At 72.1% G+C, this 12135-nt stretch carries 11 protein-coding genes; 9 read left to right on the top strand and 2 right to left on the bottom strand.

Annotated elements, in window-relative coordinates; genetic code table 11:
- Positions 1–11 precede the first annotated feature (11 nt).
- Positions 12–437, bottom strand: coding sequence for a metallopeptidase family protein (locus OG710_RS10235; RefSeq protein ID WP_111330940.1), 426 nt, complete (start codon positions 435–437; stop codon positions 12–14).
- 370 nt (positions 438–807) lie between these two features.
- Between OG710_RS10235 and OG710_RS10230 the strand changes: the two genes are divergently transcribed.
- The 8 genes from OG710_RS10230 (at position 808) to OG710_RS10195 (ending at position 9465) form a co-directional block, all read left to right on the top strand.
- Positions 808–1185, top strand: a complete 378-nt coding sequence (locus OG710_RS10230) for a DUF3499 domain-containing protein (RefSeq protein WP_330239040.1) — start codon at positions 808–810, stop codon at positions 1183–1185.
- A gap of 58 nt (positions 1186–1243) precedes the next feature.
- Positions 1244–2629: a phosphomannomutase/phosphoglucomutase gene (locus OG710_RS10225; protein WP_330239039.1), complete on the top strand. Its 1386-nt coding sequence runs from the start codon at positions 1244–1246 to the stop codon at positions 2627–2629.
- Positions 2630–3107: 478 nt separating this feature from the next.
- Complete coding sequence (locus OG710_RS10220; protein WP_111330943.1) at positions 3108–3290, top strand: Trm112 family protein; 183 nt, start codon at positions 3108–3110, stop codon at positions 3288–3290.
- 95 nt (positions 3291–3385) lie between these two features.
- Positions 3386–4522 carry an SIS domain-containing protein gene (locus OG710_RS10215; protein ID WP_330239038.1) on the top strand — a complete coding sequence of 379 codons (1137 nt, stop codon included), beginning with the start codon at positions 3386–3388 and terminating at the stop codon, positions 4520–4522.
- Positions 4523–4658: 136 nt separating this feature from the next.
- Positions 4659–5867, top strand: a complete 1209-nt coding sequence (manA, locus tag OG710_RS10210; protein ID WP_330239037.1) for a mannose-6-phosphate isomerase, class I — start codon at positions 4659–4661, stop codon at positions 5865–5867.
- Between the two features lie 86 nt (positions 5868–5953).
- Positions 5954–6964 carry a cation diffusion facilitator family transporter gene (locus OG710_RS10205; RefSeq protein ID WP_330239036.1) on the top strand — a complete coding sequence of 337 codons (1011 nt, stop codon included), beginning with the start codon at positions 5954–5956 and terminating at the stop codon, positions 6962–6964.
- Positions 6965–7232: 268 nt separating this feature from the next.
- Positions 7233–8687 (top strand): adenosylhomocysteinase, encoded by a 1455-nt coding sequence (ahcY, locus tag OG710_RS10200; RefSeq protein ID WP_330239035.1) that lies wholly within the window; start codon positions 7233–7235, stop codon positions 8685–8687.
- Positions 8688–8844: 157 nt separating this feature from the next.
- Positions 8845–9465, top strand: coding sequence for a hypothetical protein (locus OG710_RS10195; RefSeq protein ID WP_330239034.1), 621 nt, complete (start codon positions 8845–8847; stop codon positions 9463–9465).
- Between the two features lie 34 nt (positions 9466–9499).
- Here the strand turns inward: OG710_RS10195 and OG710_RS10190 are convergent, their stop codons facing one another.
- Positions 9500–10420, bottom strand: a complete 921-nt coding sequence (locus tag OG710_RS10190) for an RDD family protein (protein ID WP_330239033.1) — start codon at positions 10418–10420, stop codon at positions 9500–9502.
- 112 nt (positions 10421–10532) lie between these two features.
- On the opposite strand from OG710_RS10190, the gene OG710_RS10185 reads away from it, so the two are divergent.
- Entirely contained in the window at positions 10533–11540 is a 1008-nt protein-coding gene (locus tag OG710_RS10185) for a stage II sporulation protein M (protein ID WP_330239032.1), read from the top strand.
- The last annotated feature ends 595 nt before the right edge of the window (positions 11541–12135 follow it).

Here is a 12135-nt window from a genome sequence, read left to right as displayed (position 1 = left end):
CGGGCCCCGCCTCAGTCCTGTCCGTACCGGGGATCGACGGACTCGGGCGCCAGGCCCAGCAGCTCCGCGACCTGCTCCACGACGATCTCGTGAATCAGCAGCGCACGCTCGTCCCGGCTCTTGGTCCGCAGCTCGACCGGCCGCCGGTACACCGCGATCTGCGCCGGCCGGTCCTTCCGGGCGGAGACCGCACTGCCCAGCGGAACCGTCTCCTCCGCCTTCTCCGGCACCTCCAGGACGACGAAATCGACCTCGGCCAGCTGCGGCCAGCGCCGCTCCAGCCGTTCCACGGAGTCCTGGACGAGATCGCGGAAGTGGTCCGCGCGGCTCATGGACAGCGGGACCTGCGGCGGGGCGACGGGCCCGCGCATCCCGCGGCCGTGGCGGTCGCGGCGCCGCGGACGCGGCTCGGACGGGGGCGGTACAGGACTGTCCATCACCGACGCAGCCTAACGCCGCCGGAGTCCGCCCGGCCGGAGCCCGCCGAACCGCCCCGGCACGCCCGGTCCGAACGCCCCGGCACGCCCGGTCCGCTCCGGAACGTCCCAGCTGTCCGGACTTGAGCGATCCGGCCACAGGAGAGCCCTTTCCGGCCCCGCTCCCGACCACCGGACCGTCGCCTTGTGAAAGCTTCACGACGCGACGGTGACCGGAATCATGATCGCCCCGGCTCCGCCACCTCTCCTCCGCGCAGGTCAGGGGAGCTGCCCGAGGGTGCCCTGTGCCGGACGTCACAGGGCGACACGGAGGGGTGAGCCGGGGGAGAGTCGTCGCAGCCCGCTCAAGAGTGCGGTACCGTCCAACATCGTGAGCCCTGTACGTCGCTGTTCGCGCACCGCGTGCGGCCGCCCTGCCGTCGCGACACTGACGTACGTCTATGCCGACTCGACTGCGGTCCTCGGCCCGCTCGCCACCTACGCCGAGCCCCACTGCTACGACCTCTGTGCCGAGCACAGCGAGCGGCTGACCGCGCCACGGGGCTGGGAAGTCGTCCGGCTCTCCGACCCCTCCGCGCCCAGCCGCCCCAGCGGCGACGACCTGGAAGCGCTTGCCAACGCCGTACGGGAGGCCGCCCGGCCGCCCGAGCGCGGCGACGGCACCCGCGGCGGCGGCCCGCGCACCGCGGACCCGATGGAGGTCGCCCGCAGGGGCCACCTCCGCGTCCTGCGCTCACCCGACTCCTGAGCGGCCTTCGGCCGCCGGGTAGTTTGGCGGTCCGAAGAAACCCCAGGAGGACCGGCCCGTGACCGCAGACCTGTCGCAGCTCGTGAAGGCGTACGACGTGCGCGGAGTCGTGCCCGACCAGTGGGACGAGGAGCTGGCCGCCCTCTTCGGAGCGGCGTTCGTCGAGGTGACCGGCGCGGACGCGATCGTGATCGGCCACGACATGCGCCCCACCTCCCCCGCCCTGTCCGGCGCCTTCGCACGCGGCGCGGCCGGGCGCGGCGCCGACGTCACGATGATCGGCCTCTGCTCGACGGACCAGCTGTACTACGCCTCCGGCGCACTGGACCTGCCCGGCGCCATGTTCACCGCCTCGCACAACCCGGCGCGCTACAACGGCATCAAGATGTGCCGGGCGGGCGCCGCCCCGGTCGGCCAGGACACCGGCCTGGCCGAGATCCGCACGCTGGCCGAGGAGTGGTCCGAGAAGGGCGCCCCCGAGCCGGTCGCCCAGCCGGGCACGGTCACCGAACGCGACACCCTCGCGGACTACGCCGCCCATCTGCTCTCGCTGGTGGACCTGACGAAGATCCGCCCGCTCAAGGTCGTCGTGGACGCGGGCAACGGCATGGGCGGCCACACGGTCCCCACCGTCTTCGACGGCCTGCCCGTGGACCTGGTCCCGATGTACTTCGAACTGGACGGCACCTTCCCGAACCACGAGGCCAACCCGCTGGACCCGAAGAACATCACGGACCTCCAGGCCCGTGTGCTGGCCGAGCGCGCCGACCTGGGCCTGGCCTTCGACGGCGACGCCGACCGCTGCTTCGTCGTGGACGAACGCGGCGAAGGCGTCTCCCCCTCGGCGATCACCGCCCTGGTCGCCGCCCGCGAACTGGCCCGCAACGGCGGACACGGCACGATCATCCACAACCTGATCACCTCCCTCTCCGTCCCCGAGGTCGTCCGCGAACACGGCGGCACCCCCGTCCGCACCCGCGTCGGCCACTCCTTCATGAAGGCCGAGATGGCCACCCACGGCGCGATCTTCGGCGGCGAGCACTCCGCCCACTACTACTTCCGCGACTTCTGGAACGCCGATACGGGCATGCTCGCCGCCCTCCACGTCCTCGCCGCCCTCGGCGGCCAGGACGGCCCCCTCTCCGCCCTGGTCGCCCAGTACGACCGCTACGCCGCCTCCGGCGAGATCAACTCCGAGGTCGACGACCAGACCGCCCGCACCGCCGACGTCGAAGCCGCCTTCGCCACCCGCCCCGACACCACCGCGGACACCCTCGACGGCCTCACGATCACCACCCCCACCTGGTGGTTCAACCTCCGCCCCTCCAACACGGAACCCCTGCTCCGCCTGAACGTGGAGGCGGAGAACGAGGAGACGATGAGAACGGTCCGAGACGAGGTACTGAGCCTGATCAGGGGAACTTCCAACCCCGCCGACGCTTGAGACGCGGGGCTCCGGGCAGAGCCCCGGCGCCCCCGACGCACACCCCAGCCCGAGCGACGCTTGAGCGCGGTGCTTGGTGCAGGCCCCCCGCCCCCCAGCCTCGCCGGAGCTTGGGGCGCGGGGTCCGGGGCAGCGCCCCCGCACCCCCCAGCCTCGCCGGCGTTTGAGACGCGGGGTCCGGGGCATTGCCCCCGCAACCCCCGCCCCCAGCCTCGCCGGCGCTTGGGGCGCGGAGCCCGGGGCAGCGCCTCCGTACCCCCCCAGCCCCACCCCCCCCCAGCCCCTCCGGCGCTTGAGGAGCGGGGTTCCGGGGCAGCGCCCCGGTTTCGGGAAGGGGCGGGGTGGGGAACAGGCCCGCCGCAGGCGCCCGCCACACGCGCGCCCCACCCCACCCCGGAGGTACGCTGACCTCGCCCCCAAGGGGCCCCGCCCCACCCAGAAGAACACCCAGAAGAACACCCGCCCGAAGGGACACCCCATGCCGCTGGAAGCCGGCCTCCTGGAGATCCTGGCCTGCCCGGCCTGCCACGCCCCCCTGGACGACAGGACGGCAGCCGACACCCCGGAACTCATCTGCACCGGCACCGACTGCGGTCTCGCCTACCCGGTCCGCGACGGCATCCCCGTACTCCTCGTCGACGAGGCCCGCCGCCCCGCGTAACGGCCCCACCCGCACCGGCGCGACCGCGCCCCCGCGCGACCGCGCCCCCGCGTAACGGCGCGCAACCGCCGAACCGGCGATCGGAGGACCGCCCCATGCTCGACGAGTCGTTGCTCGACGCCCCCGACGCACTGGCCCGAGCCGACCGCCGCGACCTGCTCCGCGGCGCCGCCGAGGCCGGCGCCCGGGTCCGCAGCGCCGCCCGGCACGCGGCGGAGGCCGGGATCACCGAGCTGAAACCGGAGGGCCGACCGCGCGCCGTCCTCGTCGCCGGCCCCGGCACCGCCGCGACCGGCGTCGCGGACCTGATCACCGCACTCGCCGGCGCCTCCGCCCCGGTCACCCGCATCCGCCCGAGCGGCGTCGCCCCCGCCCCCGGCGCCCTGCGCTGGACGCTGCCCGGCTGGGCCGGCTCCGTGGACCTGCTCCTCATCGCCACGGCGGACGGCTCCGAACCGGGCCTCGCCCTCCTCGCGGAGCAGGCGTACCGCCGGGGTTGTACGGTCGTCGCCGTCGCCCCCCTCCGCTCCCCGCTGCGCGAGGCGGTGCACGGGGTGCACGGCCTGGTCGTCCCGATGGCCACCGCCCCGCACGGGGAGTACGACGCCGAGACATCGGCCGCCGGGCCCGGCACCCTCTGGGCCCTGTTCACCCCGCTGCTCGCCCTGCTCGACCGCGTCGGCCTGGTCACCGCCCCCGCCGAAGCACTCCAGGCCGTCGCCGACCGCCTGGACCGTACGGCGGAACGCTGCGGCCCGGCCGTCGCCACGTACGGCAACCCGGCCAAGACCCTCGCCGCCGAACTCGCGGACAGCCTGCCGCTGATCTGGACCGAGGGCGACGCGGCCGGCCCGGTCGGCCGCCGCTTCGCCGCCGTCCTGGCGGAGCTGTCGGGCCGCCCGGCCCTGGCCGCCGCGCTCCCGGAGGCGCTCCCGGCACACGGCGGCCTGCTGGCCGGCGCGTTCGCGGCGGGCGCCGACCCGGACGACTTCTTTCGCGACCGCGTCGAGGAACCGGAACCACTGCACGCTCGTGTGGTGCTGCTCCGGGACCGCCCGGTCGGCGGCCTGAGCGCGGCCCCGGCCGCCCGCGAACTGGCCCTCGGCCACGACACGGCGATCAGCGAACTGGAACCGGAAGAGGGCAGCACGCTGGAATCCCTCGCCGAACTGCTCGCCGTCACCGACTTCGCCGCCGTCTACCTGGCCCTCGCCTCCCGAGCGGGCGCCTGAACGACCCCGTACACCCGGCGCGCCGAGCCCGTACGGCCGGCGCCCGAGCCACCGCGCCCCCGTCCCGGGCGCCGCGCACCCGTACGCCCGGCGCCCCGCACACCGCACCACACCCGGCAACACGAGGACAGAACCCATGGACCGGCTCTCCAACACCGTGCGCCCGTACGCCTGGGGCTCGACGACCGCGATCCCCGCCCTCCTCGGCACCGCCCCCACCGGCGAGCCGCAGGCGGAGATGTGGATGGGCGCGCACCCCGGAGCCCCCTCCCGGATCACCCGCACCGACACCACCGACACCGCCGACACCACAGTCCCCGCCACGTCCGCCCCCGCCGAGCAGCCGCTCACCGACGTCATCGCCGCCGACCCGGCCCGCGAACTCGGCGCGGCGACCGTCGAGAAGTTCGGCCCCCGGCTGCCCTTCCTCCTCAAGCTGCTCGCCGCGGGCGCCCCCCTCTCCCTCCAGGTGCACCCGGACCTCGACCGGGCAAAGGCGGGCTACGCGGACGAGGAGCGCCGGTCCGTCCCGATCGACGCGCCCCACCGCACGTACAAGGACGCCAACCACAAGCCCGAACTGATCTGCGCGCTCAGCCCCTTCGAGGGTCTGTGCGGATTCCGCCGGCCGCTGGAGACGGCCGCCGCGATGGAGGGCCTGGGCGTCGACTCCCTCAAGCCGTACGCGGACCTGCTGCGCGCCCAGCCCGAGGAGGCCGCCCTGCGCGAGGTGCTGACGGCGGTGCTCACCGCGGACCCGGAGGAGATGGCCGACACGGTGACCGCCGTCGCGGACGCCTCGGAACGGCTCGGCGGCGACTACGCCCCGTACGCCCGCATCGCCCACCACTTCCCCGGCGACGCCGGCGTCGTCGCGGCCATGCTGCTCAACCACGTACGGCTCCAGCCCGGCGAGGCGCTGTTCCTCGGTGCAGGCGTCCCGCACGCCTACCTCGACGGCCTCGGCGTCGAGATCATGGCCAACTCCGACAACGTGCTGCGCTGCGGCCTCACCCCCAAGCACATCGACGTCCCCGAACTCCTGCGCGTCGTCCGCTTCGAGGCCACCGATCCGGGCATCCTGCGCCCGGAGGCGTCCCCGTCCGGCGAGGAGGTGTACGAGACCCCGGTCGACGAGTTCCGCCTCTCCCGCTTCGATCTGTCGCCCGGCGCCGCCCCGGCCGACCTGACCGCGGCGACCCCGCAGATCCTGCTCTGCACCGCGGGCACCGCCGAGGCCGGTGACCTGGGACTCCGCCCCGGCGATTCGGTCTTCGTACCGGCCGGCGAGCAGGTCCGCGTCTCCGGAACCGGCACACTCTTCCGTGCCACAGTGGTGGCCTGACGCAGCGTCCGCGACGACGGCTGCGTAATGTGCCGCCATGGCGCGGCCGCCGGAGCCGCACACCGAAGAAGGGACACCGAGCACCCATGAGTGCGTCAGGCGGAACCAAGGCGATCGTGGCGGCCCTCGGCGCCAACCTCGCGATCGCCGTGGCCAAATTCGTCGCCTTCCTGTTCAGCGGCTCCTCGTCGATGCTCGCGGAGAGCGTCCACTCGCTGGCGGACTCCGGCAACCAGGGGCTGCTGCTGCTCGGCGGCAAACGCGCCCAGCGCGAGGCCACCCCGCAGCACCCCTTCGGCTACGGCCGCGAGCGCTACATCTACGCCTTCCTCGTCTCCATCGTCCTGTTCTCGGTCGGTGGCATGTTCGCGGTGTACGAGGGCTACGAGAAGATTCGCCACCCCCACGAGCTGGAGGCCTGGTACTGGCCGGTCGGCGTCCTGATCTTCGCGATCATCGCCGAGGGCTTCTCCTTCCGTACGGCCATCAAGGAGTCCAACGAGTCGCGCGGCTCGCTCAGCTGGACGGAGTTCATCCGCCGCGCGAAGGCCCCCGAGCTGCCGGTCGTCCTGCTGGAGGACTTCGGCGCGCTCATCGGTCTGATCCTCGCCCTCGGCGGCGTCGGCCTGGCCCTCGGCACCGGCAACGGCGTCTGGGACGGCATCGGCACCCTGTGCATCGGCATCCTGCTGATCACCATCGCGATCGTGCTGGCCGCCGAGACCAAGTCCCTGCTGCTCGGCGAGGCCGCCGGCACCGACCAGGTCGAGAAGATCAAGGCCGCCGCCGTGGACGGCGACACCGTCACCGGCGTCATCCACATGCGCACCCTCCACCTCGGCCCGGAGGAGCTGCTGGTCGCCGCCAAGATCGCCGTCCAGCACGACGACACCGCCGACGAGGTCGCCAACGCCATCAACGCCGCCGAGTCCCGCATCCGCGCCGCGGTCCCGATCGCCCGCGTGATCTACCTGGAGCCGGACATCTACAACGCGGCCGCCGCCGCGGCCGGCACCAACCCGGCCAAGACACCGGGCGGCCACCCGGCCCCCGCCGGACCGGCCGACCCGACCGGACCGACGGAATCCGGCCACTGACCGAACCGGACCCGCCATCGCCCGCGCGTCGCAGCCGCTTCCACCCCGGACCCGCCCCGGTGGACTGGGAGCGGCTGCGCCGTTCGGTGTAGATTCGACGGCAGTGTCAGACGTCGCTGCTGATGGCGGTCGATCGGTCCGTACGCCGGACCGGCCGAGGGAGAGAGGGCCTCCGACGGACTGCGCTGCGAGCGCTCGGGCATTCGTGTGCCCACCGCCGCAGAGCCGCCCTACCCACCCTCGACTCCATCACGAGGAGCAGCCCGTTATGACGACGGCCAACCGACCCGACTTCAAGGTCGCCGACCTCTCCCTCGCCGCCTTCGGCCGCAAGGAGATCACCCTCGCCGAGCACGAGATGCCCGGCCTGATGTCGATCCGCAAGGAGTACGCCGCCGCGCAGCCGCTGGCCGGCGCCCGCATCACCGGCTCGCTGCACATGACCGTGCAGACGGCCGTGCTCATCGAGACGCTGGTCGCCCTCGGTGCCGAGGTCCGCTGGGCCTCCTGCAACATCTTCTCCACCCAGGATCACGCCGCCGCCGCCATCGCGGTCGGCCCGAACGGCACCCCCGAGGCCCCCGCCGGCGTCCCCGTCTTCGCCTGGAAGGGCGAGACGCTCGAAGAGTACTGGTGGTGCACGGAGCAGGCCCTGACCTGGCCGAACACGCCCACCGGCGGCCCCAACATGATCCTGGACGACGGCGGCGACGCCACCCTCCTGGTGCACAAGGGCGTCGAGTTCGAGAAGGCCGGCGCGGCCCCGGACCCGGCGACGGCGGACAGCGAGGAGTACGCGCACATCCTCACGCTGCTCAACCGCACGCTGGGCGAGTCCCCCCAGAAGTGGACCCAGCTGGCCTCCGAGATCCGCGGCGTCACGGAGGAGACCACGACCGGTGTGCACCGGCTGTACGAGATGCACCGCGACGGCACCCTCCTGTTCCCGGCGATCAACGTCAACGACGCGGTCACCAAGTCGAAGTTCGACAACAAGTACGGCTGCCGCCACTCGCTGATCGACGGCATCAACCGCGCCACCGACGTCCTGATCGGCGGCAAGACCGCCGTCGTCTGCGGCTACGGCGACGTGGGCAAGGGCTGCGCGGAGTCCCTGCGCGGCCAGGGCGCCCGCGTGATCATCACCGAGATCGACCCCATCTGCGCCCTCCAGGCGGCGATGGACGGCTACCAGGTCGCCACCCTCGACGAGGTCGTCGAGCAGGCCGACATCTTCGTCACCACGACGGGCAACAAGGACATCATCATGGCCTCCGACATGGCCCGGATGAAGCACCAGGCCATCGTCGGGAACATCGGCCACTTCGACAACGAGATCGACATGGCCGGGCTCGCCAGGATCGACGGCATCGTCAAGGACGAGGTCAAGCCGCAGGTCCACACCTGGACGTTCCCGGACGGCAAGGTCCTCATCGTGCTGTCCGAGGGCCGCCTGCTGAACCTGGGCAACGCCACCGGCCACCCCTCGTTCGTCATGTCCAACTCGTTCGCGGACCAGACCCTGGCCCAGATCGAGCTGTTCACCAAGCCCGAGGAGTACCCGACCGACGTCTACGTGCTGCCCAAGCACCTCGACGAGAAGGTCGCCCGCCTCCACCTCGACGCGCTCGGCGTGAAGCTGACGACGCTCCGCCCCGAGCAGGCCGCGTACATCGGTGTCCAGGTCGAGGGCCCGTACAAGCCGGACCACTACCGCTACTGACCCCGCGACCCCGCCCCCGGACCGCCCGGTCTCAGACCGGCCGGCCCGGCGGCGCCGGGCACTCAACAGCAGCAGCGACGAACGCAGGCCCCCGCACCCCCGTGTCGGGGGCCTGCGCCGTACCGCACCCGCACGACCCGAGGACCCGAAGGACCCCATGCCCCGCGGCCGATATTCGCTCCACGACGTCCACGACCACACCCCCCTCGGCGAAGAACACTTCCACTGCGCGCCCGGCCCGTCCGGCTGGCGCTACATCTCCCAAACGACCGCCCCGTCCGGCAGTCACCTGGGCTCCGTCGACCTCACCCTCGACGCACTCGGCCGCCCCCTCCGACTCGAACTCCATGCCGCCGGCTGGCAGGTCCGAGGCGCCGCCCTGGAGGGCCTCACCTGGGTCCGTACCGACCCGACGGGCATCCACGCCACCGAAGGCAATGTCCGCGCCCACGCCTTCAACGGCATGTCCCCCGCCTTCCTCGTCGCGACCGCTCGCCTTCTGCGCCTCACCCCCGCTTCCCCCGAGACCCGCGTCCGGGTCGTCACCTTCACGGACCCGGTCCTCGCCCCCCGTACGACCGACCAGTCCTGGGCCCTGGTGAACAGTGAAGCGCACGCCACTGACAACGGCCCCCTGCACGTGGACGAATACCAGGTCAGCGCCCTGGACACCGGTGAACGGCACACGGTCCACATCGCCGGCGACGTGGTGCTGTCGGCCCCCGGCATCGAGCTCGAAGACCTGGACTCCCCGCCCTCCCCGCCCCCGGCACACTGACGGCACCGCATCGCACCGCACCGGCCGCCGACCGTCAGGCGGGCGGCACGAACCCGGTGGCGGGCGGTCCAGGAACGGGAGGTCGGGGAACGGCATGTCCGGGCCCACCGGCGCCGGGAAGCGGAATCCCGGAAGCGGGCCCGCCGGGACGAGGCGCGCCGTCGAACCGCCCTCCGGCCGGCCGACCGCTCAGCCCCTCCGCGTGCGCGACCTGCCACGCCCTGCGCGCGTCCCGCACCTGCCGCTCGTGCACCACGGCGGCCAGATACGCGGCGGCCGGAACGCCCGCCGGGGCCGGTACCCCGGTCCGCGCCGCGACCTCCGAGCCGAGCCGCTCCGACATGGCCCTGCCCACGTCGGCATCGAGCTGGTGCATCCGCGTCAGGTACTGCCGGACCGCGAGCCACAGATCATCCGGAACCGCCGACAGGTCCAGCGAGGCGAACCGCCCCACCAGCCACGGGGGCGGCGGGGGAACAGCCACGGCCCGCCCCGCCGGAACCCGTTCCCGTACGACCAGCGTCCCCGCGAAGACGTCCCCTAGCCGCCGCCCGCGCGTCGAGACCAGGGACGCGACCGCGGCGACGACACCGAACGTCATCAGGATCTCCACGAGCCCCATCGCCCCGCGCACCAGCGCATGACGGAACCGGATGGGCCCGCCGTCATCCCGTACGACCCGCAGCCCGCACGCCAGCTTCCCCAGCGAACGGCCGCGGCTGAGCGTCTCGACGGCGATCGGACCTCCGACCGGAACCAGCAGGAACGTGGCGACGGAGACCGCGGCGAAGGCGGCGTCGTCCAGCGAACCGGCCACGAGGACCATCCCCAGCGTCACCACACCGAACACCACTCCCGTGATGATCAGATCGATAGTTGTGGCCAACGCCCGGCTCGGCAGCTTCGCCGGCCGAAGCCCCAGCACGACCGCGTCCCCGGTCACCAGCTCACTCATCGCCCCACCCCTCACAGCGGGCCCCTGCCCCGCGGCCCCACAGTCTGCCAAGCTGACCGGCAACACGCAGTCGTACGACCGGTACCCCCTTTGCCTGGAGCCGCAGCCGACCATGGACCTCGACGTCTTCGTCCACACCCATCGCATCGAGTGGGACCGGCTGGACCATCTGCTGCGCCGCGGCCGCCTGCTGACGGGCGCGGAGGCCGACGAACTCGTGGACCTCTACCAGCGCACGGCGACCCATCTGTCGCTGATCCAGTCCGGCGCCCCCGACCCGCTGCTCGTCGCACGGCTCACGCAGCTGGTGGCGCGCGCCCGTGCCACGGTGACCGGTACGCGTCGGGCGTCCTGGCGCGATGTCGCGCGCTTCCTCACGGCCGGGTTCCCCGCCGCGGTCTACCGCTCCCGCCACTGGTGGATACCGACCGCCGTGCTCTCCACTCTCCTGACCGCGCTGATGGGGTGGTGGATCGGCACGCATCCGGAGGTCCAGGCGGCCATCGCGGCCCCGGAGGACCTCCGCCGCATGACGGCACCGGGCGGTGAGTACGAGACGTACTACTCCAGCCATCCGGCGGCCTCGTTCGCCGCGCAGGTATGGACGAACAACGCGCAGGCCGCCGCCATGTGCCTGGTCCTGGGCGCCTTCCTCTGCGTGCCGGTGATCTGGGTCCTCTTCGTCAACGTGGTCAACCTGGCGGTGGGCATCGGGCTGATGTCCTCGGCGGGCCGCCTCGACACGTTCCTCGGCCTGATCCTTCCGCACGGCTTGCTGGAGCTGACGGCCGTCTTCGTCGCCGCCGGCACCGGTCTACGCCTCGGCTGGACGGTCATCGACCCCGGCCCCCGGACGCGCCGGGCGGCCCTGGCACAACGGGGCCGAGCGGCCATCGGCATGGCGATCGGCCTGGCGCTGGTGCTGTTCGTCTCGGGCGTCATCGAGGCGTTCGTGACCCCCTCCGGCCTGCCGACCTGGGCGCGCATCACGCTCGGCGTCACCGCCGAGCTGCTCTTCCTGGCGTACGTGTACGTGCTCGGCGGGCGGGCGGCCCGAGCGGGTGAAGCGGGGGACCTGGACACGGTCGAACGAAGCGCCGAGCTGCCGATGGCCGCCTGATGTGCATGGGGCGTTACCGACCTGCTAGTGTTCTGTTCGCCCCAAAACCCGTTGACACGGTGATGCGGGGGAGGTAGATTTGAACGGTTGCCTGGGACTGGACAAGTTCGGGCGCAGTCGCTAATCTCTATCTCGCTCTCACCGGAAATTGAATTTCCGCAGAGCCATGGATTCCCACCTTCTGAAGCAATGAAGTCGATTAGGTTCGGTCGAAAAGCTTCTGATAAAGTCGAATCAGCCGAAAGGCAAGGCCCTTCAACGGCCACCAGAATTGAAATCCGAACCGGAAACGGGACGAAATCGATCTGGTAAGGTTGGAACCGCTGAAAAGCAAAAGCAAGACCCGCTTCGACCGGGAATCGGACACGAAAGAGTCTGATAGAGTCGGAAACGCAAGACCGAAGGGAAGCGCCCGGAGGAAAGCCCGCAGGGGTGAGTACAAAGGAAGCGTCCGTTCCTTGAGAACTCAACAGCGTGCCAAAAGTCAACGCCAGATATGTTGATACCCCGGCCTGCTACGGCAGGTTGGAGGTTCCTTTGAAAGTCCTGTGCGGTCCCTTGTGGATCGGGCAGGCAAAAAACACAGCGAGGACGC

This window comes from Streptomyces sp. NBC_00525, assembly GCF_036346595.1.
GTDB lineage: Bacteria > Actinomycetota > Actinomycetes > Streptomycetales > Streptomycetaceae > Streptomyces.
Note: the sequence above shows the minus strand (reverse complement) of the source record. Positions and strands in the feature narration are given on the sequence as shown.

Coding starts and splice junctions, on each gene's coding strand:
- OG710_RS10205 (WP_330239036.1), top strand. CDS start 5,954: ATGAGTGCGTCAGGCGGAACCAAGGCGATCGTGGCGGCCCTCGGCGCC.
- OG710_RS10185 (WP_330239032.1), top strand. CDS start 10,533: ATGGACCTCGACGTCTTCGTCCACACCCATCGCATCGAGTGGGACCGG.
- OG710_RS10215 (WP_330239038.1), top strand. CDS start 3,386: ATGCTCGACGAGTCGTTGCTCGACGCCCCCGACGCACTGGCCCGAGCC.
- OG710_RS10220 (WP_111330943.1), top strand. CDS start 3,108: ATGCCGCTGGAAGCCGGCCTCCTGGAGATCCTGGCCTGCCCGGCCTGC.
- ahcY (WP_330239035.1), top strand. CDS start 7,233: ATGACGACGGCCAACCGACCCGACTTCAAGGTCGCCGACCTCTCCCTC.
- OG710_RS10195 (WP_330239034.1), top strand. CDS start 8,845: ATGCCCCGCGGCCGATATTCGCTCCACGACGTCCACGACCACACCCCC.
- OG710_RS10235 (WP_111330940.1), bottom strand. CDS start 437: ATGGACAGTCCTGTACCGCCCCCGTCCGAGCCGCGTCCGCGGCGCCGC.
- manA (WP_330239037.1), top strand. CDS start 4,659: ATGGACCGGCTCTCCAACACCGTGCGCCCGTACGCCTGGGGCTCGACG.
- OG710_RS10190 (WP_330239033.1), bottom strand. CDS start 10,420: ATGAGTGAGCTGGTGACCGGGGACGCGGTCGTGCTGGGGCTTCGGCCG.